This is a genomic window from Burkholderia pseudomultivorans, assembly GCF_001718415.1.
Taxonomy (GTDB): Bacteria; Pseudomonadota; Gammaproteobacteria; order Burkholderiales; family Burkholderiaceae; genus Burkholderia; species Burkholderia pseudomultivorans_A.
This window is the reverse complement of record NZ_CP013378.1, coordinates 3981470-4004916: the sequence shown is the minus strand read 5'-3', so window position 1 is coordinate 4004916 and position 23447 is coordinate 3981470. Positions and strand designations below refer to the sequence as shown.

Below are 23447 nucleotides of genomic sequence, written 5' to 3'. Positions count from 1 at the left end.
CCTGCGGAAACTTACTTGCCTTGCGGGCGCAGATACGCGAGCCAGCGGCGCTCGGCCTGGCGGAACAGCCAGACGAGCGTGAACGAGATCACGAGATAGAGCAGGGCGGCGATGCCGAACGCGTGGAACGACATGTAGGTCGCCGAGTTCACGTCGCGGGCGATCTTCAGGATGTCCGGCACGGTCGCCGTGAAGGCGACGGTCGTCGCGTGCAGCATCAGGATCACCTCGTTGCTGTACAGCGGCAGCGCGCGGCGCAGCGCCGACGGCAGGATCACGCGGCGATACATCGTGAACGTCGACATCCCGTAGGCGCGCGCGGCCTCGATCTCGCCGTACGAGGTCGCCTTGATCGCGCCGGCGAAGATCTCGGTGGTGTACGCGCAGGTGTTCAGCGTGAACGCGAGCAGCGTGCAGTGCATGCCGTCGCGGAAGAACGCGTCGAGCATCGGCGTGCCGCGCACGACCTGCAGGCTGTAGAGGCCCGTGTAGCAGAGCAGCAGCTGCACGTAGAGCGGTGTGCCGCGGAACACGTACGTATACAGCCACACGGCGCCCGACAGCCATTTCCGCTTCGACACGCGCGCGACCGCGAGCGGCACCGACAGGCAGAAGCCGAGGCCGATCGACACGACCAGCAGCCACAGCGTGATCGCGACGCCGGTGATGCGGTAGCCGTCGGTATAGAGGTAGTTGCGCCAGTATTCTTGGATGAGTTCGATCATAGGTCTGCCTTGCGGACGCCGGTCGAGTAGCGTTTTTCAAGCCACATCAGCACGAAGTTCGAGATCGTCGTGATGGCCAGGTAGACCGCGCCGGCGATCAGCGTGAAGAAGAAGAACCGCAGCGTGCCCTTGCCGGCGTCCTGCGACGCCTTCACGACGTCGGCGAGGCCGATGATCGACACCAGCGCGGTCGACTTCACGAGCACCTGCCAGTTGTTGCCGATGCCCGGCAGCGCGAAGCGCATCATCTGCGGGAACATGATCCGCGTGAACACCTGCCAGTTCGTCATCCCGTACGCGCTGCCGGCCTCGAGCTGGCCGCGCGGCACCGACAGGAACGCGCCGCGGAAGGTCTCGGTGAAGTACGCGCCGTAGATGAAGCCGAGCACCAGCACGCCGGCGAGGAACGGGTCGATGTCGATCTGGTCCCAGCCGAGCGCGTCGGTCGCCATGTTCAGCCAGATCTGCAGGCTGTAGAACAGCAGCAGCATCAGCACGAGGTCGGGCACGCCGCGGATCAGCGTCGTGTAGACGGTGCCGATGCCGTTCGTGAAGCGGTTGCGCGACAGCTTCGCGCCCGCGCCGAGCAGGCCCAGCAGGAACGACAGCGCAAGCGAAAGCACCGCCAGTTTGACGGTTTGCCAGGTGCCTGCGAGGATCAGCGGGCCGTAACCTTGTAGAAACATATGTGGTCCCTGGTGTGGTCCCTGAGGGCGCACGCGGTGCGCCGCGAAAGACGCGCCCGCCAAGCTGCGCGGAACGCCCCGTGCGTATCATGACCGTCCGCCCCGGCGGTGCCGGGTCCGCCCGTCGCGCGAACGGCGGGCGGGGAGGCGGGCGGCGCGTGGTTGTCCGGCGCTGCGCAATGCGCGGCGCCCATACTGCCCGGACGCGGGGCCGCCCCCGCATCCGCTGCTGCTGCGTCGGCGCTCAGCGCGCCGAGTAGACGCTGAACGAGAAATACTTGTGCGACAGACGATCGTACGTGCCGTCCTTGTGCATGTCGGCCAGCGCCTTGTTGATCTTGAGCTTCAGGTCGGTATCTTCCTTGCGCAGGCCGATCGCGGTGCCGTCGCCGATCGTCTTCGGATCCTTCACTTCCGGCCCCGCGAACGCGAAGCCCTTGCCGCGCGGCGTGCGCAGGAAGCCGTAGTCAGCCTGCAGTTCGTCCTGCAGCGTCGCGTCGAGGCGCCCCGAGCCGAGATCGGTATAGACCTGGTCCTGGTTCTGGTACGGAATGACCGTCACGCCCGCCGGTTCCCAGTACGCCTTGGCGTAGCTTTCCTGCGTGGAGCCCTGCTCGACGCCGACGCGCTTGCCCTTCAGCGACGCGACCGTCGGCAGCAACGGCGAACCGGCCTTCGCGATCATCCGCGCGGGCGCGTCGTACACCTTGTCGGAGAAGTCGATCTGCTCGCGGCGCTTGTCCGTGACGGTCAGCGACGACACGATGATGTCGTACTTCTTCGCCTTGAGCGCCGGGATGATCCCGTCGAGGTCCTGCGCCACCCACACGCATTTCACGTCGATCCGCTTGCAGATTTCCTTGGTGAGATCGACGTCGAAACCGACGATCTCGCCGCTCGGCGCGGTCGACTCGAACGGCGGGTAGCTGGCATCGACGCCGATCCGCACGGTCTTCCACTCCTTCGCGAAGGCGCTGCCCGCCACAAGGGCAAGGGCGGCGCACAGGGCGGCCTTCTTCATTTCCATCCTTTTGTTGCTGACTTTCCGGGACGCTCGCGGCCGGTCGGGCCGGGCGTCGCGGCGTATTCTAGACGGCCAAAATTCGCGGCTAGGCGTTCTGGCGACGACGGCCGCCGGATCGGCGGACGCCAAAAGGGCGGTATTTTACCCGAACGCGATACCCGGAAAACGGCAATCCGGCGCAACCGATCGATTCTTCGGTGCGGCTGTTGCGGCAATCGACGTATTCGCAACGAGTATTGCGGCGATTGCGTGCGTGGGTGCAACGATGCGGTGCGTGCGCGCGGATTGCTGCGACATCGGCGCGCTTCTACAGTGGCGGCACATCCAGAACAACACGTATTACGGAGTGTCACCATGTTCCAGATTCGCCGCGCCGTCGATCGCGACCAGCGCAGCCAGGGCTGGCACGAATCCCGTCACAGCCTGCCGTGCGCGGCCGGCGGCGCGCCGTCGGCGTTCGGCGCGCTGCGCGAGCTGACCGAGGAGTGTCTCGCGCCGACCCGCGGGTTCGGCATGCAGCCCTACCGCGACGTGGAGATCGTCACGTTCGTGCTCGACGGCGCGCTCGCGTACCGCGACAGCCTCGGCAGCGGCGCGATCGTGCGCGCGGGCGGCCTGCAGCGCACCAGCGCCGGCACGGGCATCATGCTGAGCGAGACCAACGCGTCGCGCGACCGGCCGCTGCGGCTGCTGCGCTTCCGGCTCGCGCCGGCCGGGCCCGGCGCGCAGCCCGGCTACGTGGAGCGGCGCTTCGCCGACGACGAGCGGCGCGGCCGGCTGCGCGTGGTCGCGTCGCCGGACGGCGGCGAAGGCTCGCTGCGCGTGCATGCGGACGCGTCGATCTTCGCGGCGCTGATCGACGGGGACGAGCGGGCGGTGTACGCGGTGCCGGCCGGTCGCCGGGTGTACGCGCATGTCGTGAGCGGCGACGTGGAGATCAATGGCCACGCGCTGGCCGCGGGCGACGGCGCGCGCATCGGCGGCGTGGACGCGATCGCGCTGTCGAACGGCCGCGCGGCCGACGTGCTGCTGCTCGACGTCGCGTGAAATAAAAAAGGGGACGCGGGCCGGGCGCCCGCGTCCCCTATGTGCCGCCGCGGGGGGCGGCGGCCTGCCGGCTTACTGCGCCGGCGCCGAGGCCGCGTTGGCCGCCTTCGCCTGGCGGTGCTGCTGCCAGCGTTCCTTCATCTTCTCGTGACGCTGCTCCATCCGCGCGAACTGCTGCTTGAGCGCCGTGCTGACGGTGGTCTTCTGCTGGTCGTTCAGGCCGTTGTAGAACGCGAGCCATGCGGCCGAGGTCTGCTGGCGCAGCTGCGCGTTCTGCTGCTCGGCCTGCTGATGCGCGGCCTGCATCGCGCTCAGGTCGAGGATCGGCTGGTTCTGCTGCGCCTTGAACTGCTCGCGCATCTGCTCGTGGCTCTTGCGCATCGCTTCACGATTCTGCTTCATCGTGTTGAGCGCGGTCTGCCACTGCTGTTCCTGCGACGCGTTGAGCTTCAGCTGGTCGTGCAGCTTCAGCATCACGCCGAACGGGCCGCCGTGGTCGCCGTGCATGTGATGCATGCCGGGGCCGCCCGGCGGCGGGCCGTCGGGCTGGGCGGCATGGGCGGTACCGAAAGCGAGGGCGAGCACGGCGGCGGCAGCGATGGCCACGCGGGAAGTCTTCTTATACATTTCAGAAACTCCTTGTATCCAAAGGGTCCGGCGATGCGGCGGCCGGGCGAGCCGGTTGCCGCATCCGGTAAGACGCAGGTTAGCGGCGGGCGCACCGGCCGGTGTTACGCGGGGCGGCAGCCGGGTTACGGTGCATTACAGTTCCCTTGCGCGGTAACCCGCAGTAACCCTTTCGTCCCTTTGTTTCGTTCTTCGAGGCCGCCTGCGCGCGGTAAACTTCAAGCCATGACTACCCAGATCCTCATCGTCGACGACGACCAAGAACTCCGCGACCTGCTGCGCGACTATCTCGTGCGCCAGGGGATGGAGGTATCCGTGCTGCACGACGCGGCCACGCTCGAGAAGCGACTCGAGCGCGAGCGCCCCGACCTGATCGTGCTGGACCTGATGATGCCGGGCGTGGACGGCCTCACCGCGCTGCGCCAGCTGCGCGCGGCGGGCGACGACATCCCCGTGATCATGCTGACCGCGCGCGCGGACGACGTCGACCGCATCGTCGGGCTCGAGCTCGGCGCGGACGACTACCTCGGCAAGCCGTTCAACCCGCGCGAACTGCTCGCGCGCGTGCAGGCCGTGCTGCGCCGCCGCCGCGCGACGCCGTCGGCGGCCGCGCCCGAGCAGCGCGAGCCGTTCGCGTTCGGCCGCTTCGTGCTCGATTTCCAGGCGCGCACGCTGTCGGTCGACGGCAAGCCGGCGACGCTGTCGAGCAGCGAATTCGCGCTGCTGAAGATCTTCGTGAACCACGCGCTGCGCACGCTCACGCGCGAGCGGCTGCTCGAGCTGCTGCACGGGCCCGAGTACGACGGCACCGACCGCGGCATCGACGTCCAGGTGTGGCGCCTGCGCCGCATCCTCGAGACGGATCCGTCGACGCCGCGCTTCATCCAGACGGTGCGCGGGCGCGGCTACGTGTTCGTGCCCGACGGCGAGGCCCATGCGCAAACCCATTGATTCGCTGTTCGGGCGGCTCGCGCTGCTCGTCGTCGGCGTGCTGCTCCTGTCGCATTTCGCGTGGTTTTTCGCGATGCGGCTCGAGCGCAACCAGATGCAGACGCGCTACGCGGTCGAGGAGGCCGCGTTCCTGGTCGATGCGGTGCGCCAGCACGTCGCGCGCACGCCCGACCAGCCGCTGCCGTCGCGCGTGCGCCTGGTGACGCCGGGCAGCGCGGACGTGCCGAAGGGCGACGACGCAAACCTGCCGCCCGCGCTCAAGCGCTTTCGCGACGACGTGACCGAGCGCATGCCGCCCGGCACGCGCGTCGAGATCGGCGCGCCGGGGCGTCCGCCCGTGCTGTGGGTCAAGGAGCCGTCCGACCGCAACTGGATCGTCGTGCCGGTGCAGCCGCTGCGGCCGCCGCGCTCGATCGACCGGATGCTGCTGTGGCTCGGCACGATCTTCTCGGCGGGCGTGATCGCCGCGCTGTTCGCCGCGTGGCAGCTGCAGCAGCCGCTGCGCTCGCTGGCGCGCGCGGTCGCGCGCTTCGGCCGCGGGCAGCCGGTGCCGCCGCTGCGCGAGCGCGGCCCGCGCGAGCTGCGCCAGCTCACGCACGGCTTCAACCAGATGGTGGAACAGGTGTCGCAGGCCGAGAGCGACCGGGCGGTGATGCTGGCGGGCGTCGCGCACGACCTGCGCACGCCGCTTGCGCGGATGCGCCTGCGCGCGGAGATGATGGAGGACGCGCGGCTGCGCGACGGCGTGGTGCGCGACGTCGACTCGATGTCGCATATCGTCGACCAGTTCCTCGTGTTCGCGCACGGCGGGGCCGATCGCAGCGAGCCGGTGCCGGTCGACCAGGCCTGCGAGCGGATCGCGCGCACCTATCGCGCGGTCGCACCGAATGCGCCGACGGTCCAGACGCGCCTCATGGCCGACCCGGGCTTCTGCCTGCCGACCGCGACGCTCGACCGGATCCTGTCGAACCTGCTCGACAACGCCCATGCATACGGCGCGCCGCCCGTGCTCGTCGAGACGGCGCGCACGCCGGCCGGCTATGTGCTGGCGGTCAGCGATCACGGCAGCGGGATCGCGCCGCGCGACCTCGCGGCCGCGACGCGGCCGTTCGTGCGCCTCGATCCGGCGCGCGGCGGCAACGGGCACAGCGGGCTCGGGCTCGCGATCGTCGAGCGGCTGGTGCTCAGGCTGGGCGGGACGTGCGAGATCGGCAACCGCCCCGAAGGCGGGCTGCGCGTCGCGATGACATTCCCGTTCGACGTCGTGCCGAAGGGCGAACCGCACCCGCAGGCCGCATAAGCGGCGCCGGCGGCGCCAGGGCGGCCGCCGCGCCGCGCGGCGTCACTCGAACAGCGTGCCGAGCGTCTCCGCGGCGTTGCTGTCGACGGTGTTGTAGGTCACGCTCGTGGCCTCGAAGATATAGACGGTCGTATACCGGCCGAGGCGCTCCAGGATTTCCTCCTGCAACGATTCCGGCACGACGTTCATGTTCAGGTACCACGTCGTCGACGACAGCCGCGTCTGGAACGACCCGTATTCCTGCATCAGCTCGTAGAACGCGTCGGCATCCTGATCGCGACAGACGATCACCAAGTTTCCTGCCATTCCCTTCCTCCCGCTCGTCGATCGATCCCCGGCGCCTGCCGACGTCGTGCTCCGCGTGCGACTGCGGGCGTTCGCCCGCGCGTTCCCGTGTCGGCAGACCCCGAGGGCCAACCCCGATCATACCCGCTTCGCTGTGTCCGTCTGCTGACGCGCGACACGGTTTGTGTCCGCATGCGGCCGGCGGGTTCCCGGCCGGGCCGGATCACGGCATAATTCGGGCCTGCGCGCCGGCCGCAACACGGCGGCCGGGCTGCTTCGCCCCGTGCGAGCGTCGGCCCGCCGCGTGTCGGGCACGCTCCGTGCACGCGGCCGCGACCGCCGCGCCGCCTCCAGACGGTTGGACCTGACATACAGGTTGGTGTAGTGTCGTGCCGTCGCGGGCCGACTCGGCCGGGGCAGCGCATGCACGCACGGCGCGGCGCGCCAGCGTGAAATCGTGAGTCAACCGAATTACCGCGCCCGAGCGCTTTGCCATGAATCAACATCGTCTGCCGGCTTCGTTCGGCCTTACCGGGGAGGGCGCCTGATGGACGTCGGATTCTTCAATCCGAACCGGACCGCCAATGCGTCCGCGTGGCGCGTCCTGCCGAACCGGTGGGACTTCATTGCGTTTCCGCTGATCATCTGCCTGATCGCGATGGCCGTCGTCGGCTTCCACGAGACGATGGCGCCGATCGGGACGCTGCAGACGCAGAAGATCTCGCTCGACCCGTCGAACCTGCCCGAATACGCGCTGCGCACGACGCTGCGGATGCTCGCGGCGATGGTCGCGTCGCTCGCGTTCACGCTGATCTACGGCACGCTTGCCGCAAAGAGCCGCCGCGCGGGGATGGTGCTGATCCCGATCCTCGACATCCTGCAGTCGGTGCCGGTGCTCGGCTTCATCTCGTTTACGGTCACGTTCTTCCTCGCGCTGTTCCCGAGCCGCGTGCTCGGCGCCGAGCTCGCGGCGATCTTCGCGATCTTCACGAGCCAGGCGTGGAACATGACGTTCAGTTTCTACCAGTCGCTGCGCACGGTGCCGCGCGATCTCGACGAAGTGTCGCGCGGCTTCCACCTGACATCATGGCAGCGCTTCTGGAAGCTCGAGGTGCCGTTCTCGATGCCGGGGCTGATCTGGAACATGATGATGTCGATGTCGGGCGGCTGGTTCTTCGTGGTCGCGTCGGAAGCGATCACGGTCGGCAACCAGACGATCACGCTGCCGGGCATCGGCGCGTATCTCGCGCAGGCGATCACCGACAAGAACCTCGGCGCGATCGGCTGGGTGATCCTGACGATGACGGTCGTGATCCTCGCGTACGACCAGCTGCTGTTCCGCCCGCTGATCGCGTGGGCCGACAAGTTCCGGATGGAGAACACCGCGTCGGGCGACGCGCCGCAATCGTGGCTGCTCGACCTCGTGCGCCGCACGCGGCTGATTCATCAACTGCTGGTGCCGGCCGGCTGGTTCTTCGCGAAGGCCGCGCGGATTCCGCTGCGCCTGCCGCTGTCGGGCGCGATGCGCTTCACGCTGCCGAAAGTCGAGAAGAAGGCGTCGCGCACGGTCGACATCGTGTGGGCGACGCTCGTGCTGATCGGCACCGCGTATATCGTGTGGCGCGTGTTCAGCTTCGTGTCGACCGGCGTGACGATGGCCGAGGTCGGCCACGTGCTGGTGCTCGGGCTCATCACGCTGCTGCGCGTGGTGGTGCTGATCGCGATCGCATCGGTGATCTGGGTGCCGGTCGGCGTGTGGATCGGGCTGCGCCCGGCGCTCGCCGAGAAGCTGCAGCCGCTCGCGCAGTTTCTTGCCGCATTCCCGGCGAACCTGCTGTTCCCGGTGTTCGTGATCGTGATCGCGCGCTTCCACCTGAACGCCGATATCTGGCTGTCGCCGCTGATCGTGCTCGGCACGCAGTGGTATATCCTGTTCAACGTGATTGCCGGCGCGACGTCCTACCCGAACGACTACCGCGAGGCGGCGACGAACTTCCGCATCCGCGGCTGGCAGTGGTGGCGGCAGGCGATCCTGCCGGGCATCTTCCCGTACTACGTGACGGGCGCGATCACCGCGTCGGGCGGTGCATGGAACGCCAGCATCGTGTCCGAAGCCGTGCAGTGGGGCTCGACCCGGATCGAGGCGCACGGGCTCGGCGCCTATATCGCGCAGACGACCGCCGACGGCGATTTTCCGAAGATCATCCTGGGCATCGCCGTGATGTCCCTGTTCGTCACCCTGTTCAACCGCCTGCTGTGGCGCCCGCTGTATGCCTTTGCGGAAGCGAAGCTGCGGCTCGACTGAGACTGATTGAGAGCGAAACGCGATGCACAATCCGAATGCTGTAAACGCCCCCGTCCAGACTCCGCAGCCGCCGCGCCTCGGCGAGGAAATCCTGCGCGTCGACCACGTCTGCCGCGGCTTCAACAAGACGCAAGGCGAGCTGCTGGTGCTCGACGATGCGAATCTGTCGCTGCGCGAAGGCGAGATCGTCGGGCTGCTCGGCCGTTCCGGTTCCGGCAAGTCGACGCTGCTGCGGATCATCGCCGGGCTGATCGAGCCGACCGGCGGTGAAGTGACCTATCTCGGCAAGCCGCTGACCGGTCCCGCCGAAGGCGTCGCGATGGTGTTCCAGACCTTCGCGCTGTTTCCGTGGCTGACCGTGCTGCAGAACGTGGAAGCCGGCCTCGAGGCGCTCGGCGTCGGCGCGCGCGAGCGGCGCGAGCGCGCGCTGGCCGCGATCGACCTGATCGGTCTCGACGGTTTCGAGAACGCGTATCCGCGCGAGCTGTCGGGCGGGATGCGGCAGCGCGTGGGCTTTGCGCGCGCGCTGGTCGTCGATCCGACGATCCTGCTGATGGACGAGCCATTCTCCGCTCTCGACGTGCTGACGGCCGAGACGCTGCGTACCGACCTGCTCGACCTGTGGACGCAGGGCCGCATGCCGATCAAGTCGGTGCTGATCGTCACGCACAACATCGAGGAAGCGGTGTTCATGTGCGACCGGATCCTCGTGCTGTCGTCGAACCCGGGGCGCGTGATCGCCGAGATCAAGGTGCCGTTCAAGCATCCGCGCAACCGGCTGGATCCGGCGTTCCGCAAGCTGGTCGACGACATCTACGCGAAGATGACGGCCCGCCAGACCGGCGAGGCGACGAAGAAGGGGCTCGAACTCGGCAGCTGGCTGCCGCAGGTGTCGACCAACCTGATGGCCGGCCTGATCGAGACGCTTGCGATGGCGCCGTACCACGGCCGCGCGGACATGCCGGAAATCGCGCGGTCGCTGCATCTTGAGGTCGACGACCTGTTCCCGATCGCGGAAGTGCTGCAATACCTCGGTTTTGCCGACGTGCGGGAAGGGGACGTGTTCCTGACGCCGCCGGGGCGCGTGTTCGCGGAATTCGGCACGCAGGAGCGCAAGCTGATGTTCGCCGATCACCTGCTGAAGCACGTGCCGCTGGCCGCGCGGATCAAGAAGGTGCTGAACGAGCGGCCGGGGCATCGTGCGCCGCGCGTGCGCTTCGAGCAGGAACTGGAGGATTTCCTGTCGGACGGCGCGGCCGAGGAGACGCTTGACGCGGTGATCGACTGGGGTCGTTATGGCGAGATTTTCTCGTACAACGATCAGACGGAAATTTTCAGTCTTGAGGACGTCGAGTCCTGAAGCGATACGGCGAGGTCCTTCAGGGGCGCGAGCCGGTATCGCGCATTCCTGACCGGGCGCTCGCCGTTTTTCACACGGGCGCCCGCTCGCGCCACCCCGTCACTGCAAATTCCCCCACCGATCGACCGCCGGCTCCGCCGACGCCCACTTCCAGTGCGACCCTTGCTGGCACGCATTCGCGAAATACCAGTCGGCCTTGTCGCCGTCCTTCACCGAGAACGCGAATTCCTTGCACATCGCGAGCGCCGACGAATACGCGCGCGTGACGCGCACTTCGCCTTCGCCGTTCTCGAGCGGGATCGTCTTCTTCACCTTCCACGGCTTCACGTCGCCGACCGCACTGCTGCCGACCACGCTTGCGATCGCGTCCTGCTGGTTCTGATGGAGCTGCTTCATCGTGCGGTTGACGGCCTCGTCGGTCGCCGCCTGCACGGCGATGCCGACCCCGACGCCGACGGCCGGGTTTGCGGTGACGAGGCCCGTCGCCGCGCCGGCCAGTGCGCCGCTCGCGGCGCCGACCGATCCGCAGCCCGACAGCGCGACCGTCGCCGCGCACAGCACGCCGAGCGACGCGACACGGATCGCGACGCTCATTGCAGCGCGCCCCAGCGCTCGGTCGCGGGTTCCGCGGACGCCCACTTCCAGGTCGGGCCGTCGCGGCAGATCGTGGCGACGTAGAACGCCGACTGCGCGGCCTTGTCGGGCTTCGCCGGCGTATCGACCGCGAACACGATCTCCTTGCAGTCGAGCGGGCCGACGCTGATCATCCGGCTGACCGTCACGCGGCCCTGTTCGTCGTCCTCGATCGGAAACGAGTGATGCGTCGACCACGGTGCGACGCCGCCGACCTCGAGCGGACCGGCCGCCTTCGCGATCTGTTCCTGCGTATAGCGGTGCGCGACGCGCTGCGTGTACTGGACGCCGGCGCGCGCGCCGGCGACGGCGCCGAGGCCGATGCCCGTCGCGACAGCGGCGTTGTTGGTGACCTTGGACGCGATCGCCGCGCCCGCGATGCCGGCGCCGGCCGTCGCGCCTTCGCTGTACAGCGAGTTGCAGCCGGACAGCAGCGCGGCCGTGGCGGCCGCGGCCAGCACGATGCGCGCCGGCATGGCCCGACGCGGCGATTCGAAACGAATGTTCATCCCTGAGTGCAAGTCCTGTCTGGGTGAGCGGCGACCCGCCCCATGCCGCGTCATTGTTTCGCAATTGTCATAGGAAAACTGCAAAGCTTTGACAAATCGGCGGAAGCGGAACACCGCCGCTACGCGCGCGGGCGCGCGACGTCATTTTCGAACAGACGGCTGGCGAGGGGTCGAAACGTTACAAATTGAAGGGTCTTGTTACCGCGATGCGCGAAGAAGCGCCCTAAACTATTTCCTTATGACAGGTTTCAACGACGGCTCCGAGCCGCGCCGCATATGAGACACCCCGTCATGCGCCGTTCGAAACGGCCCGCGCACCGGCCCGCCGACGAGGGTGCCGACCATTCGCGCCCAACGACCGACGCGCCATCCGCACCGCCAGCCGGCACCCCTGGCGAGACGCCGTCCGACGGCGATCACAACCAGGGCGGCGCCCGCCCGGAAGGGCTCGACTATCAGCGCGACCTCGGCCAGGAGCAGGACGCTTGACCCTGTCGCCGCTGCATTCCGCTGTCGCATTTCATTGCATCTCTCACGTCTGAACTGCCGCGCGGCCGCCTGCGGGCCGTCGCGCCCGTCGTGGCGCGCGCTGCGCGTCATCCAATCGAATCGAGGAGGGAAAGCCGCATGAGCAGATTGATCGTGGTATCGAACCGTGTCGCCGCCGGCGAGGACACGCGCCCGAGCGCGGGCGGCCTCGCAGTCGGCGTGATGGACGCGCTGAAGGAAACCGGCGGCGTGTGGTTCGGCTGGAACGGCGAGATCGTCGGCACGCCCGACGCCGCGCCCGCGATCCAGCGCGACGGCAACGTCACGTACGCGACGCTCGGGCTGACCCGGCGCGACTACGATCAGTACTACCGCGGCTTCTCGAACGCGACGCTCTGGCCGGTGTTTCACTATCGCGGCGATCTCGCGCGCTTCGACCGGCAGGAGTACGCCGGCTACCTGCGCGTGAACGCGATGCTGGCGAAGCAGCTCGCCGCGCTGCTGCGGCCCGACGACCTGATCTGGGTGCACGACTATCATCTGCTGCCGTTCGCGCACTGCCTGCGCGAGCTCGGCGTGAAGAACCCGATCGGCTTCTTCCTGCACATTCCGTTTCCGTCGCCCGACATGCTGCGCCTCGTGCCGCCGCACGAGGAGCTCGTGAAGTTCATGTGCGCGTACGACGTCGCAGGCTTCCAGACCGACGCGGACAAGCAGGCGTTTACCGACTACATCGAGCGGCGCGGCATCGGCACGGCGAGCGACGACGGGATGCTGCATGCGCATGGCCGCGTCGTGAAGGTCGCCGCCTATCCGATCGGCGTGCACCCGGACGCGATTGCGCAGGCGGCCGTCCAGTACGGTTCGCGCAAGCCCGTGAAGATGCTGCGCGACGCGCTCGACGGCCGCAAGCTCGTGATGAGCGTCGATCGCCTCGACTATTCGAAGGGGCTCGTCGAGCGCTTCCGGTCGTTCGAGCGGATGCTGACGAACGCGCCGGGCTGGCAGGGGCGCGTATCGCTCGTGCAGATCGCGCCGCCGACGCGCTCCGACGTGCAGACCTACCAGCACATCCGCGAAACGCTCGAAGGCGAGGCCGGCCGCATCAACGGGCGTTTTTCGCAGCTCGACTGGACGCCGATCCAGTACCTCAACCGCAAGTACGAGCGCAACCTGCTGATGGCGTTCTTCCGGATGTCGCAGGTCGGCTACGTGACGCCGTTGCGCGACGGGATGAATCTCGTCGCGAAGGAATACGTCGCGTCGCAGGATCCGGCCGATCCGGGCGTGCTGGTGCTGTCGGAATTCGCCGGCGCGGCGGCCGAGCTGACGGGCGCGCTGCTCGTCAACCCGTACGACCTGTCGCAGATGGCCGACGCGCTCGAGCGCGCGCTGTCGATGCCGCTCGCGGAGCGGCAGGCGCGTCACGAGGAAAACCTCGCACGCCTGCGGGCAAACGACCTGTCGGTGTGGCGCGACACGTTCGTCGCCGACTTGCGCAGCGTCGCGGCGGCCGCCTCGGTCACGCAGCGCGCGGGCCGGCGGGTCGCGCATGCGTGAGTTCGCGCAGCCGGCCGGCGCGACGGAAGAGGGCGTCGCCGACGATGCGATCGAACGCTTCTTCGTCGTGACGGGCGGCCCCGGCTCCGGCAAGAGCACGCTGCTCGATGCACTCGAACGCGCCGGCTTCGCGCGTTCGCACGAGGCCGGGCGCGGCGTGATCCGCGACCAGATGACCGTCGACGGCCACGCGCTGCCGTGGCGCGATCCGGCCGCGTTCGCCGAACTGATGCTGAGCTGGGAGATGCGCTCGCACCATCTGGCGCGGCATGCGCGCGGCCCGGTGTTCTTCGATCGCGGCATGCCGGACGTGATCGGATATCTACGACTGACGGGCCTCGCGGTGCCCGCGCATGCGGAAGCGGCGGCGCGGCATTTTCGTTATCACCGGCGCGTGTTCATCGCGCCGCCGTGGCGCGACATCTACGCGCAGGACACCGAGCGCCGGCAGGATTTCGCGGAGGCGGTGCGCACCTACGACGCGATGGTGGAGTGCTACACGTCGTACGGTTACCGGCTGATCGAACTGCCACGCGCGAGCGTGAAGGCGCGCGTGCGTTTCGTGCTGGACACGCTCGACGCGGCGTGAGCGGCGAGCGACGGCATCAGGTCGACGCGTCCGGCTGCGGCGACGCGATGCGCAGCATGCTGACGACGGCTGCCGCCGCCGCGAACGCGGTGGCGACATAGAGCGCGATCGTCGGCCCGCGGTCGGGCGCGAGCCCGAAGATCAGTGCGACGAGCGCGGCGCCGAGCGTCTGGCCCGTTAGCCGCGCGGTGCTCAGCATGCCGCCCGCGCCGCCGCTGCGTGCGCGCGGCGCCGACGACAGCATCGCGCGGTTGTTCGGCGACTGGAACAGCCCGAAGCCCGCGCCGCACAACGCCATCCGCCAGACGATGTCGACGGTGCCCGGATGCGCGCCGATCGTCGCGAGCGACAGCAGGCCGGCCGCAAACAGCGCGAGCCCGATGCCGCCGAGGATGCCGGCCGAGTAGCGGTCCGACAGCACGCCCGCGAGCGGCGCGGCGAACACGATCACGAGCGGCCACGGCGTCATGTACAGGCCCGTCTCGACCTGCGAGAAGCCGAGCGAATTCTGCAGCCAGAACGGCAGTGCGACGAACGCGAGCATCTGCGAGGTAAACGACGCGACCGACGTGCAGATCGACAGCGCGAACATCGGGATGCGCATCAGGTCGACGGGCAGCAGCGGCGCCGGCTGCGTCAACTGGCGCTTCACGAAGAAATAGCCGACCGCAAACGCGACGGCCAGCTCGGCCGCGACATACGCGCGGCTTTCGCCGTGACCGAGCCCGTCGACCGCCATGATCAGCAGGCCGAACACGCATGCGTTCATCAGCGCGCTCGGGAAATCGTACGGCGCGTCGTGCAACGGATTGGCGGGCAGCGCGCGCACGCTGCCGAGCACCGCGGCGATGCCGATCGGCACGTTGACCGCGAACAGCCACGGCCACGACGCGAACGACAGGATCGCGGACGCGACCGTCGGCCCGATCGCCGACGACAGCGCGACCACCATCGCATTGATCGACAGTCCGCGCCCGAGCATCGACGACGGATAGATCATCCGTACCAGCGCCGCGTTGACGCTCATGATGCCGGCCGCCCCGAAGCCCTGGATCACGCGCATGACCGCGAGCATCGGCAGCGAGCCGGCGAGCGCGCAGCCGAGCGACGCGGCGGTGAACAGCGCGAGCCCGGCGATATAGATGCGGCGATAGCCGACACGTTCGCCGAGCGACGCGAGCGGCAGCAGCGTGATCGTGACCGCGAGCTGATAGGCGTTGACGATCCAGATCGATGCGGCGTCGGATGCGTGGAGGTCGCGTGCGATGGTCGGCAGCGCGACGTTGGCGATGGCGCCGTCGAGCACGGCGAGCGTGATGCCCAGGGCGACGCAGACGATCGCCCAGTAGCGTTGCGGAATCGGCAGGCCGGTATCGGCGTTCATGACGGGAGCGATTGCAGGGTTGTGCGCGCAGCTTGCGGCCGGTTGCATGCGCAACCATGAAGCCGGGCGAACGCGGCGGTGAACGGCCCGGCCGACGCGAACGCGCCGGATCGGGACCGGCCGAGTGTATCACCGGCGTGGATCGGGCGACGCGGACACATCTCGCCGTCCGGTCGCCGGCCGGCGCGCATGCTCAGCCTTCGAAGTCGAGGCCGCCGAGCCGCACGAGCGGGTCGGCCTGCGTGCGCGACGCGAGGTCGATGTCGCGCGCGCCCTGCCAGGCGCCGAGCTTCTTCGGCAGTGCGGCCAGATAGTGCTCGAAGCGCTGCGGGCCGTCGGGCTCCATCAGGCGTTCGATTTCGTCGGTGTCCCAGGTCAGCTCGAGATTCAGCGGATGCGTGAAGCCGCTGACGTGTTCATGCGGCGCGCTGCGGATCTGAACCCGCGTCGGATGCCCGTGGCCGCCATACGGCACGACGTCGGCACGGACATGATCGGAGAAGAAGGCGGCGATCGCCTGCGCGATGCGCGGCGCGAATTCGGTATCGAAACGGCGAGCGGTTTCGGGCTGCATGACGGTGTCTCCTTTGTGCGGAAAATCGTAGCACGGCGTTACCGCGTTTCGGCGGGCATTGCAGCGGTAATCGCGCGTTACCACTTGCTGCATCTATTACGGCGACTTGCGGCCACAATGCATCGCATCCCGTACCACTTCGCGTGGGAGTCCAATCATGAAAAAAATTGCCGCAGTCTGTGTTCTCGCCGGTTCGCTCGCCGTGGCGGGCCCGGCTTCCGCGCATGGCCGCGACGGCGGTGCCGTGATCGGCGCGCTGATCGGCGGCGCCGTGCTGGGCGCGATCGTCACGTCCGCGCTGAATCCGCCGGTCGCATATCAGGCGCCCGTGTATCAGGCGCCGGCCTATCAGCCGCCGACGTACTACCAGGCGCCGGCGTATCAGCAGCCGGCGTACCCGACCTATCAGCAGGCGCAGTACGAGGACGACGGCCCGCGGTATTGCTATGACCGCTATCAACGCGCGTACGTGTGCGGTGCACCTGTGTCGAGTGGTTACGGTTACGCGCAACCGGCGGGCTGGTAAGCGGGAGAATGCGTGATGCGCGAGTCGATGCGGCGTCGGAGGGCGGTGGAGCCGTCATGAGGCCCGGTGGTTGCGTCGGGCCGCTGATGTTATCGGTCGGCTGATGTTGCGCGTGATTGCGGAGTCACCGGTCGCTCGAGACGGCGTCGGCAGCAGCGATTGATTCTTGACCGGCATCGGTAGGACGTCCGGTGCGATAACGACGAAAGGCCCTCGCGTCATGCGAGGGCCTTTGCTTTTGCGCCGATATGCCGGCATACGATCGTTTCGCGCGCGACGCCGACGATCAACGACGCTCGCGCGCGGATACAAACGGTTGCAATTGAGTCAGTGGCGATGGCCGCCGTCGCCGTGGCCGCGTCCGCCGCCGTCGTTCCAGTCGTCGCGGCGTCCGCCGCGCCAGCCGCCGTGGTCGCCGCGATCGCGGTCCCAGCGACGGTAGTCGCGGTGTCCGCGGTCCCAGTCGCGCCCGCCGCCACCGCCCCAGATATTGACCGTGCCGTAGACGGGAGAAGGCCCGTACGCGTAGCCGGGATCGGAATAGTAGGGCTGGCCGTAGCCATAACCGGGGTCCGGGCCGACGACGCAGCCGGCCAGCAGGGTGGCGACGCCGGCGGCAGCAATGAGCTTCAGCATGATGTTCTCCGTTGTTTCGTTATAAGTACCGCGCGACGCGGTTGCCGGCTGTTTGGAATTGTGTCTTGAAATTACAGCGTCGTAAGGTGTCGCGACGAAAGTGTTAGCATCCGGGGCTCATTTGTTTTTCAGGAGCACATCGATGAAATTCGCGATCCGGGCCGCGCTGGCCGCTTTCTGCGTGACGACTGCCGCATGTGCGGCGGGGCCGGCGTCGGCGCCCGCCGTGCCGGCCGAATCGATCAAGATGTTTCCGCAGCCGACGGCCGGCCAGCAGCGCGTCGTGATCGCGCTGCCCGCGCTCGAGAACGAAGGCGACGCGCGCGTCGAGCTGATGATCGGCAAGACGCTGCAGACCGACTGCAACCAGCAGTGGTTCGGTGGCGAACTGACCGCCGAGGACGTGAAGGGCTGGGGCTATACGTACTATCGGCTGGCCGACGTGAAGGGGCCGGCGTCGACGCTGATGGCGTGTCCGGGGCAGGCGCCGCAGCAGCGGTTCGTGCAGGTGCGTGGTGGGGACCAACTGCTGCGTTATAACAGTCGTTTGCCGCTGGTTGTTTATGTGCCGGAGGGGTTCGAGGTGCGGTATCGCGTTTGGAATGCGTCGAAGGAAGTGCGGGAGGGGGTGAGGCAGTAAGGGCGGCGGGGCGACTGCGGGAGGGAAGGGACCTTCGTGTGGTCGCTTGATCGCGGCAATATCGTCGTCGTCGCGGGCGTTTGCTGATGACGCGGTGCGGATCGGGGACGGGCTGTGTTGTCGAGGATATAGAGGGACTACAAGAAGGATGGTCCCCCCGACAGGAATCGAACCTGTATCTAGCGCTTAGGAGGCGCTTGTTCTATCCATTGAACTACGGGGAGAGCCATGTCCGTTGCCCGACGCGCGAACGCGTCAGCCGGACGGCGATGTGGACAGCGCCGCAGAGTATAGCAAACGCGCGGCGCATCGGCTGACGGAATGCACGCCAACGCGACGCGCATTCCCCGCAGCCGCTCGCCGCGATCAGAAATCGACGACGACGAAATCTTCCTTGCCCACGTCGCACAGCGGGCAGCGCCAGTCGGCGGGAATGTCGGCGAAGCGCGTGCCGGGCGCGATGCCCTCGTCGGGCAGCCCTTCCGCTTCGTTGTAGACCCACCCGCAAATCAGGCAGACCCAGCTCTGGTATTCGGTGACTTCGCTCATGTCGCGTTCAGATGATGAAAGATCGGTGATGCCGTCCGCGCCACAGCCGGCGGACGAAAGGCGCAATAGTACCGGAATTTCGCCGATCTCTGCCGCAACGTCGTTTTAAACGTACGCATCGCGAACAATGCCCGTTCGGCGCGTGTCATCGCGCGCGGCGGGCATGCAGTGTATGCTTCGTGGGCCTGTCAATCTGAAGGAGAAAACGATGCTCAACAGAAAGTGGATCGCGGGTGCGGTATGTGTTGCAGCGCTGGCCGTGTCGACTGTCGCGCGCGCCGAAGCGCGCGTGTTCTTCATCGAGCCGAAGGACGGCGCGACGGTGTCGAGCCCGGTGCACGTGAAGTTCGGCCTCGAAGGGATGGACCTCAAGCCGGCCGGCGACATGACGCCGGACACGGGCCACCATCACCTGCTGATCGACGGCAAGCCGCTGCCGAAAGGCGACGTGATCCCGGCGACCGACCATTCGCTGCATTTCGGCAAGGGCCAGACCGAAACCGACGTGAAACTACCGCCGGGTCAGCACACGCTGACGCTGCAGCTCGGCGACGGCGCGCATCGCTCGTATGGCCCCGAAATGAGCTCGACGATTACGGTCAACGTGAAGTAAGCGCGTTTTCCCGTGTGCGGGCGCGAATCGCGTCCGCGCGCAGTGATCGGCCGGGCGCCCGCCGCGCTTCCGACTTCCGCCGTCCCGCGCGGCCCCGCTGCCGCCGCAACGCACGCTGCTCGTCCATCCGGCCATACCGTTGCCGGCGTCCGCCCCCGGTACAATGGGCGCTTCCGATTTCTTCTCTTCGCCGTCTCCCATGTCGCTTTATTCCATTACCGGCGCGCAACTCGCGTTCGGTCACGTCGCATTGCTCGATCATGCGGACTTCTCGCTGGAGGCCGGCGAGCGCGTCGGCCTGATCGGCCGCAACGGCGCGGGCAAGTCGTCGCTGCTGAAGATCGTCGCGGGGCTCGCGAAACCCGACGACGGGCTCGTCACGCGCCAGCAGGAGCTGGTGACCGTCTACGTGCCGCAGGAGCCCGAATTCGAGCACGGCGCGACCGTGTTCGACGCGGTCGCGTCGGGGCTCACGCATACGCGCGAACTGCTCGACGAATACGAGTCGATCGCGCACCGTCTCGCGGAGACGCCCGAAGGCGCCGAGCACGACGCGCTGCTCGCGCGCATGAACGCGCTGCAGTCGTCGCTCGACGCGCACGACGCATGGAACTGGCGCACGCGCGTGTCGATGACGCTCGCGCAGATCGGCCTGTCGGACGTCGACGCGCGCGTCGAAGCGCTGTCGGGCGGGATGCAGAAGCGCGTCGCGCTGGCGCGCGCGCTGGTGCTTCAGCCCGATGTCCTGCTGCTCGACGAGCCGACCAACCACCTCGATTTCGACGGCATCCGCTGGCTGGAGGAACTGCTGGTCGCGCAGCGCGCGGGCCTGCTGTTCATCACGCACGATCGCGCGTTCCTCGACCGCGTTGCGACGCGCATCGTCGAACTCGACCGCGGCCGCCTGCTGTCGTACCCGGGCAATTTCTCCGCGTACCAGACGCGCAAGGCGCAGCAGCTGGAAGTCGAGCGCGTTGAGAACGAGAAGTTCGACAAGCTGCTCGCCCAGGAAGAAGTCTGGATCCGCAAGGGCGTCGAGGCGCGCCGCACGCGTAGCGTCGGCCGCATCGCGCGGCTCGAGCAGATGCGCCGCGAGCGCGCCGAGCGCCGCAACACGCAGGGCAACGTGAAGCTCGACGTCGCGCAGGGCGAGAAGTCGGGCAAGATCGTCGCGGAGCTGACCGACGTGACGAAGCGCTACGGCGGCCGCACGATCGTCGACCGCTTCTCGGCGACGGTCATGCGCGGCGACAAGATCGGCTTCGTCGGCCCGAACGGCGCGGGCAAGACCACGCTGCTGAAGCTGATCCTCGGCGACCTGCAGCCCGACGAAGGCACGGTGCGCACCGGCACGAACCTGCAGGTCGCGTATTTCGACCAGATGCGCGCGCAGCTCGACCAGGAGAAGAGCCTCGCGGATACCATCAGCCCCGGCAGCGAATGGGTCGAGATCGGCGGCGTGCGCAAGCACGTGATGAGCTATCTCGGCGACTTCCTGTTCGCGCCGGAACGCGCGCGTTCGCCGGTGAAGTCGCTGTCGGGCGGCGAGCGCAACCGGCTGCTGCTCGCGCGCCTGTTTGCGCGCCCGGCCAACGTGCTGGTGCTCGACGAACCGACCAACGATCTCGACATCCCGACGCTCGAACTGCTCGAAGAGCTGCTGACCGACTACGACGGCACGGTGCTGCTCGTCAGCCACGACCGCGCGTTCCTCGACAACGTCGCGACCTCGGTGATCGCCTCCGAGGGCGACGGCAAGTGGCGCGAATATGTCGGCGGCTTCACCGACTGGCAGATCCAGAGCGAGCGCTCGCAGCAGCTCGCGCAGCAGGAAGCCGCGAAGCGGGCGGTGAAGGAGGCCGTGCCGGTCAAGGAGGAAGCGGCGAAGGGCGCGGCGGGCCGCAATACGCAGCGTACGGTGAAGCTGTCGTTCAACGAGCAGCGCGAACTCGATGCGCTGCCGGAGAAGATCGCCGCGCTCGAGGAAGAACAGAAAACGATCGGCGCGCAACTCGAGGACGGTTCGATCTTCGCGAAGGATCCGCAGGAAGGCACGCGCCTGACCGAGCGGTTCGCCGCGATCGACGACGAACTGCTCGCCGCGCTCGAACGCTGGGAAACGCTCGAGGCGAAACGCAAGCCGGTGTGACGCGCGGGCCGCGCCGGCGCCCATGCCGGCGGTCGCCCGCGCCGTGCAAGCGCACGGCTGCCGGCCCGCCGCGACAATCGGGCGATGGCGCGCCACGCGGAACCAGTAAAATACCGCGCGTCCCGGGCCGCGCAGCGCACGCCGCGCGCCCGCTTTCGGAGCAGTCCAAGCACACTGTTGTTTCGATTCGCTTTTTTACGGAACTCAACGTTTTGTCCACGACGTTATCCACACGAGGTGTGGACAACGTCCCGATGAATGACGAAATTCAGCGCCTATGTCAACGAAGAAGCCCAGCGCGGCCTATAGCGAAGCATCGATCAAGGTGCTCAAGGGTCTCGAGCCGGTCAAGCAGCGGCCCGGCATGTACACCCGCACCGAGAATCCGCTGCACATCATCCAGGAAGTCATCGACAACGCGTCCGACGAGGCGCTCGGCGGCTACGGCCGGCAGATCACCGTCACGCTGCATGCCGACCAGTCGGTATCGGTCGAGGACGACGGCCGCGGCATCCCGTTCGGCATGCATCCCGAGGAAGGCGTGCCGGTCGTCGAGATCGTGTTCACGCGCCTGCACGCGGGCGGCAAGTTCGACAAGGCCGCGGGCGGCGCGTACACGTTCTCGGGCGGCCTGCACGGCGTCGGCGTGTCGGTGACCAACGCGCTCGCGACGCGGCTCGACGTGACCGTGTGGCGCGACGGCAAGATCGCGGAACTCGGCTTCGCCGACGGCGACGTCGTGAAGCCGCTGTCCACGCAGTCGGCCGGTCGCGGCGAGAAGAAATCCGGCACGCGCGTGCAGGTATGGCCGAACCCGAAGTACTTCGATTCGCCGAACCTGCCGCTCGGCGAGCTGCAGCGCCTGCTGCGCTCGAAGGCCGTGCTGCTGCCGGGCGTCGAGGTCGTGCTCGTCAACGAGAAGAGCGGCGAGCGCCAGAGCTGGAAATACGAGGACGGCCTGCGCGGCTACCTGCTCGACGAGATGAACGGCAGCGAGCTGCTGATCCCGCTGTTCGAAGGCGAGCGCTTCGCCGATTCGCGCTCGGGCGACGACACGTTCGCCGAGGGCGAGGGTGCGTCGTGGGTCGTCGCCTGGAGCGAGGAGGGTTCGCTCGTGCGCGAGTCGTACGTGAACCTGATCCCGACGCCGGCCGGCGGCACGCACGAATCCGGCCTGCGCGACGGTCTTTACCAGGCGGTGAAAAGCTTCGTCGAACTGCATAACCTGCAGCCGAAGGGCGTGAAGCTGCTCGCGGAAGACGTGTTCGCGCGCGTGTCGTTCGTGCTGTCTGCAAAGGTGCTCGATCCGCAGTTCCAGGGGCAGATCAAGGAGCGCCTGAACAGCCGCGACGCGGTGAAGCTCGTGTCGTCGTTCTCGCGCCCGGCGCTCGAACTGTGGCTGAACCAGCACGTCGAGCACGGCAAGAAGCTCGCGGAACTCGTGATCAAGCAGGCGCAGGCGCGCACGCGCGCGGGCCAGAAGGTCGAGAAGCGCAAGAGCTCGGGCGTCGCGGTGCTGCCTGGCAAGCTGACCGACTGCGAGACCGAGGATACCGCGCGCAACGAACTGTTCCTCGTCGAGGGCGACTCGGCGGGCGGCTCCGCGAAGATGGGCCGCGACAAGGAATACCAGGCGATCCTGCCGCTGCGCGGCAAGGTGCTGAATACGTGGGAAACCGAGCGCGACCGCCTGTTCGCGAACAACGAGGTGCACGACATCTCGGTGGCGATCGGCGTCGATCCGCACAGCCCGGACGACGGCGTCGACCTGTCGAACCTGCGCTACGGCAAGATCTGCATCCTGTCGGACGCGGACGTCGACGGCTCGCACATCCAGGTGCTGCTGCTCACGCTGTTCTTCAAGCATTTCCCGCAGCTGATCGAGCGCGGTCACGTCTACGTCGCGCGTCCGCCGCTGTTCCGCGTCGATGCGCCGGCGCGCGGCAAGAAGCCCGCGCAGAAGCTGTATGCACTCGACGACGGCGAACTGGAAGCGATCCTCGACAAGCTGCGCAAGGACGGCGTGCGCGACACGCAGTGGAGCATCAGCCGCTTCAAGGGCCTCGGCGAAATGAGCGCCGAGCAGCTGTGGGACACGACGATGAACCCCGACACGCGCCGCCTGATGCCGGTGAAGCTCGGCGAGCTCGACTACGAGGCGACCGTCGAGCGGATGACGATGCTGATGGGCAAGGGCGAGGCAGCCGCGCGGCGCGGCTGGCTCGAGGAAAAGGGCAACGACGTCGAAGCGGACATCTAGGCGCCCCGACGCCCGCGGGCCGGACT

Annotated in this window: 24 protein-coding genes and 1 tRNA gene; 13 read left to right on the top strand and 12 right to left on the bottom strand. The window is 67.9% G+C overall.

Features of this window, described 5'->3' with window-relative positions:
• Nucleotides 1–11: 11 nt before the first annotated feature.
• The 3 genes from WS57_RS30825 to WS57_RS30815 all read right to left on the bottom strand — a co-directional run bounded on the left by WS57_RS30825 (nt 12) and on the right by WS57_RS30815 (nt 2432).
• A complete protein-coding gene (locus WS57_RS30825; RefSeq protein ID WP_040127938.1) occupies nt 12–725 on the bottom strand; it encodes an ABC transporter permease in 714 nt (237 codons plus the stop codon).
• Nucleotides 722–1411 (bottom strand): ABC transporter permease, encoded by a 690-nt coding sequence (locus WS57_RS30820; protein ID WP_040127937.1) that lies wholly within the window; start codon nt 1409–1411, stop codon nt 722–724. The genes WS57_RS30825 and WS57_RS30820 overlap by 4 nt, the downstream gene beginning before the upstream one ends.
• A gap of 244 nt (nt 1412–1655) precedes the next feature.
• Nucleotides 1656–2432 (bottom strand): ABC transporter substrate-binding protein, encoded by a 777-nt coding sequence (locus WS57_RS30815; protein ID WP_009693182.1) that lies wholly within the window; start codon nt 2430–2432, stop codon nt 1656–1658.
• Nucleotides 2433–2789: 357 nt separating this feature from the next.
• Between WS57_RS30815 and WS57_RS30810 the strand changes: the two genes are divergently transcribed.
• The gene (locus tag WS57_RS30810; protein ID WP_059602465.1) at nt 2790–3482 is read left to right on the top strand and encodes a pirin family protein; all 693 of its coding nucleotides are present in this window, start codon (nt 2790–2792) and stop codon (nt 3480–3482) included.
• 72 nt (nt 3483–3554) lie between these two features.
• On the opposite strand, the gene WS57_RS30805 is transcribed toward WS57_RS30810, so the two are convergent.
• The gene (locus WS57_RS30805) at nt 3555–4109 is read right to left on the bottom strand and encodes a periplasmic heavy metal sensor (RefSeq protein ID WP_009693255.1); all 555 of its coding nucleotides are present in this window, start codon (nt 4107–4109) and stop codon (nt 3555–3557) included.
• A gap of 225 nt (nt 4110–4334) precedes the next feature.
• Here WS57_RS30805 and WS57_RS30800 point away from each other — a divergent pair, with 225 nt between their 5' ends.
• Both WS57_RS30800 and WS57_RS30795 read left to right on the top strand, forming a co-directional pair.
• The gene (locus WS57_RS30800) at nt 4335–5060 is read left to right on the top strand and encodes a response regulator (protein WP_009693256.1); all 726 of its coding nucleotides are present in this window, start codon (nt 4335–4337) and stop codon (nt 5058–5060) included.
• Entirely contained in the window at nt 5044–6360 is a 1317-nt protein-coding gene (locus tag WS57_RS30795; RefSeq protein ID WP_059479044.1) for an ATP-binding protein, read from the top strand. The genes WS57_RS30800 and WS57_RS30795 overlap by 17 nt, the downstream gene beginning before the upstream one ends.
• A 42-nt stretch (nt 6361–6402) precedes the next feature.
• On the opposite strand, the gene WS57_RS30790 is transcribed toward WS57_RS30795, so the two are convergent.
• Nucleotides 6403–6666 carry a hypothetical protein gene (locus tag WS57_RS30790; RefSeq protein ID WP_009694930.1) on the bottom strand — a complete coding sequence of 88 codons (264 nt, stop codon included), beginning with the start codon at nt 6664–6666 and terminating at the stop codon, nt 6403–6405.
• A 526-nt stretch (nt 6667–7192) separates the two neighbouring features.
• Here WS57_RS30790 and WS57_RS30785 point away from each other — a divergent pair.
• A complete protein-coding gene (locus tag WS57_RS30785; RefSeq protein WP_040127934.1) occupies nt 7193–8950 on the top strand; it encodes an ABC transporter permease in 1758 nt (585 codons plus the stop codon).
• Between the two features lie 22 nt (nt 8951–8972).
• A complete protein-coding gene (locus WS57_RS30780; RefSeq protein WP_040127933.1) occupies nt 8973–10310 on the top strand; it encodes an AAA-associated domain-containing protein in 1338 nt (445 codons plus the stop codon).
• 99 nt (nt 10311–10409) lie between these two features.
• On the opposite strand, the gene WS57_RS30775 is transcribed toward WS57_RS30780, so the two are convergent.
• Complete coding sequence (locus WS57_RS30775) at nt 10410–10904, bottom strand: hypothetical protein (protein WP_069245263.1); 495 nt, start codon at nt 10902–10904, stop codon at nt 10410–10412.
• A complete protein-coding gene (locus tag WS57_RS30770; protein ID WP_040127931.1) occupies nt 10901–11452 on the bottom strand; it encodes a hypothetical protein in 552 nt (183 codons plus the stop codon). Before WS57_RS30770 ends, WS57_RS30775 begins: the two co-directional genes overlap by 4 nt.
• A gap of 291 nt (nt 11453–11743) precedes the next feature.
• Here WS57_RS30770 and WS57_RS36490 point away from each other — a divergent pair, with 291 nt between their 5' ends.
• The 3 genes from WS57_RS36490 (at nt 11744) to WS57_RS30755 (ending at nt 14090) form a co-directional block, all read left to right on the top strand.
• Nucleotides 11744–11941 (top strand): hypothetical protein, encoded by a 198-nt coding sequence (locus tag WS57_RS36490; protein ID WP_081078835.1) that lies wholly within the window; start codon nt 11744–11746, stop codon nt 11939–11941.
• Nucleotides 11942–12079: 138 nt separating this feature from the next.
• Nucleotides 12080–13501, top strand: a complete 1422-nt coding sequence (gene otsA / locus WS57_RS30760; protein WP_069245261.1) for an alpha,alpha-trehalose-phosphate synthase (UDP-forming) — start codon at nt 12080–12082, stop codon at nt 13499–13501.
• Complete coding sequence (locus WS57_RS30755) at nt 13494–14090, top strand: AAA family ATPase (protein WP_009688766.1); 597 nt, start codon at nt 13494–13496, stop codon at nt 14088–14090. Before otsA ends, WS57_RS30755 begins: the two co-directional genes overlap by 8 nt.
• A gap of 16 nt (nt 14091–14106) precedes the next feature.
• Here WS57_RS30755 and WS57_RS30750 read toward each other — a convergent pair whose 3' ends face one another.
• Nucleotides 14107–15474, bottom strand: coding sequence for an MFS transporter (locus tag WS57_RS30750; protein WP_040127928.1), 1368 nt, complete (start codon nt 15472–15474; stop codon nt 14107–14109).
• A 193-nt stretch (nt 15475–15667) separates the two neighbouring features.
• The gene (locus tag WS57_RS30745; protein WP_040127927.1) at nt 15668–16048 is read right to left on the bottom strand and encodes a DUF5594 family protein; all 381 of its coding nucleotides are present in this window, start codon (nt 16046–16048) and stop codon (nt 15668–15670) included.
• A gap of 157 nt (nt 16049–16205) precedes the next feature.
• On the opposite strand from WS57_RS30745, the gene WS57_RS30740 reads away from it, so the two are divergent.
• Entirely contained in the window at nt 16206–16574 is a 369-nt protein-coding gene (locus tag WS57_RS30740) for a hypothetical protein (RefSeq protein ID WP_059601315.1), read from the top strand.
• 327 nt (nt 16575–16901) lie between these two features.
• On the opposite strand, the gene WS57_RS30735 is transcribed toward WS57_RS30740, so the two are convergent.
• On the bottom strand, nt 16902–17210 hold the full coding sequence (locus WS57_RS30735; protein ID WP_009688762.1) for a hypothetical protein: 309 nt from the start codon (nt 17208–17210) through the stop codon (nt 16902–16904).
• 142 nt (nt 17211–17352) lie between these two features.
• On the opposite strand from WS57_RS30735, the gene eco reads away from it, so the two are divergent.
• On the top strand, nt 17353–17850 hold the full coding sequence (eco, locus tag WS57_RS30730; RefSeq protein WP_059601317.1) for a serine protease inhibitor ecotin: 498 nt from the start codon (nt 17353–17355) through the stop codon (nt 17848–17850).
• Nucleotides 17851–17999: 149 nt separating this feature from the next.
• Here eco and WS57_RS30725 read toward each other — a convergent pair.
• A tRNA-Arg gene (locus tag WS57_RS30725) sits at nt 18000–18074 on the bottom strand.
• Between the two features lie 142 nt (nt 18075–18216).
• Entirely contained in the window at nt 18217–18399 is a 183-nt protein-coding gene (locus tag WS57_RS30720; RefSeq protein ID WP_006398668.1) for a rubredoxin, read from the bottom strand.
• Between the two features lie 208 nt (nt 18400–18607).
• Between WS57_RS30720 and WS57_RS30715 the strand changes: the two genes are divergently transcribed.
• The 3 genes from WS57_RS30715 to parE all read left to right on the top strand — a co-directional run bounded on the left by WS57_RS30715 (nt 18608) and on the right by parE (nt 23421).
• Nucleotides 18608–19012: a DUF4399 domain-containing protein gene (locus WS57_RS30715; protein ID WP_009694757.1), complete on the top strand. Its 405-nt coding sequence runs from the start codon at nt 18608–18610 to the stop codon at nt 19010–19012.
• A 163-nt stretch (nt 19013–19175) separates the two neighbouring features.
• Complete coding sequence (locus WS57_RS30710) at nt 19176–21161, top strand: ATP-binding cassette domain-containing protein (RefSeq protein ID WP_208610308.1); 1986 nt, start codon at nt 19176–19178, stop codon at nt 21159–21161.
• Between the two features lie 277 nt (nt 21162–21438).
• Complete coding sequence (parE, locus tag WS57_RS30705; RefSeq protein ID WP_009694760.1) at nt 21439–23421, top strand: DNA topoisomerase IV subunit B; 1983 nt, start codon at nt 21439–21441, stop codon at nt 23419–23421.
• The last annotated feature ends 26 nt before the right edge of the window (nt 23422–23447 follow it).

Coding starts and splice junctions, on each gene's coding strand:
- WS57_RS30825 (WP_040127938.1), bottom strand. CDS start 725: ATGATCGAACTCATCCAAGAATACTGGCGCAACTACCTCTATACCGAC.
- WS57_RS30820 (WP_040127937.1), bottom strand. CDS start 1,411: ATGTTTCTACAAGGTTACGGCCCGCTGATCCTCGCAGGCACCTGGCAA.
- WS57_RS30815 (WP_009693182.1), bottom strand. CDS start 2,432: ATGAAGAAGGCCGCCCTGTGCGCCGCCCTTGCCCTTGTGGCGGGCAGC.
- WS57_RS30810 (WP_059602465.1), top strand. CDS start 2,790: ATGTTCCAGATTCGCCGCGCCGTCGATCGCGACCAGCGCAGCCAGGGC.
- WS57_RS30805 (WP_009693255.1), bottom strand. CDS start 4,109: ATGTATAAGAAGACTTCCCGCGTGGCCATCGCTGCCGCCGCCGTGCTC.
- WS57_RS30800 (WP_009693256.1), top strand. CDS start 4,335: ATGACTACCCAGATCCTCATCGTCGACGACGACCAAGAACTCCGCGAC.
- WS57_RS30795 (WP_059479044.1), top strand. CDS start 5,044: ATGCGCAAACCCATTGATTCGCTGTTCGGGCGGCTCGCGCTGCTCGTC.
- WS57_RS30790 (WP_009694930.1), bottom strand. CDS start 6,666: ATGGCAGGAAACTTGGTGATCGTCTGTCGCGATCAGGATGCCGACGCG.
- WS57_RS30785 (WP_040127934.1), top strand. CDS start 7,193: ATGGACGTCGGATTCTTCAATCCGAACCGGACCGCCAATGCGTCCGCG.
- WS57_RS30780 (WP_040127933.1), top strand. CDS start 8,973: ATGCACAATCCGAATGCTGTAAACGCCCCCGTCCAGACTCCGCAGCCG.
- WS57_RS30775 (WP_069245263.1), bottom strand. CDS start 10,904: ATGAGCGTCGCGATCCGTGTCGCGTCGCTCGGCGTGCTGTGCGCGGCG.
- WS57_RS30770 (WP_040127931.1), bottom strand. CDS start 11,452: ATGAACATTCGTTTCGAATCGCCGCGTCGGGCCATGCCGGCGCGCATC.
- WS57_RS36490 (WP_081078835.1), top strand. CDS start 11,744: ATGCGCCGTTCGAAACGGCCCGCGCACCGGCCCGCCGACGAGGGTGCC.
- otsA (WP_069245261.1), top strand. CDS start 12,080: ATGAGCAGATTGATCGTGGTATCGAACCGTGTCGCCGCCGGCGAGGAC.
- WS57_RS30755 (WP_009688766.1), top strand. CDS start 13,494: ATGCGTGAGTTCGCGCAGCCGGCCGGCGCGACGGAAGAGGGCGTCGCC.
- WS57_RS30750 (WP_040127928.1), bottom strand. CDS start 15,474: ATGAACGCCGATACCGGCCTGCCGATTCCGCAACGCTACTGGGCGATC.
- WS57_RS30745 (WP_040127927.1), bottom strand. CDS start 16,048: ATGCAGCCCGAAACCGCTCGCCGTTTCGATACCGAATTCGCGCCGCGC.
- WS57_RS30740 (WP_059601315.1), top strand. CDS start 16,206: ATGAAAAAAATTGCCGCAGTCTGTGTTCTCGCCGGTTCGCTCGCCGTG.
- WS57_RS30735 (WP_009688762.1), bottom strand. CDS start 17,210: ATGCTGAAGCTCATTGCTGCCGCCGGCGTCGCCACCCTGCTGGCCGGC.
- eco (WP_059601317.1), top strand. CDS start 17,353: ATGAAATTCGCGATCCGGGCCGCGCTGGCCGCTTTCTGCGTGACGACT.
- WS57_RS30720 (WP_006398668.1), bottom strand. CDS start 18,399: ATGAGCGAAGTCACCGAATACCAGAGCTGGGTCTGCCTGATTTGCGGG.
- WS57_RS30715 (WP_009694757.1), top strand. CDS start 18,608: ATGCTCAACAGAAAGTGGATCGCGGGTGCGGTATGTGTTGCAGCGCTG.
- WS57_RS30710 (WP_208610308.1), top strand. CDS start 19,176: ATGGGCGCTTCCGATTTCTTCTCTTCGCCGTCTCCCATGTCGCTTTAT.
- parE (WP_009694760.1), top strand. CDS start 21,439: ATGTCAACGAAGAAGCCCAGCGCGGCCTATAGCGAAGCATCGATCAAG.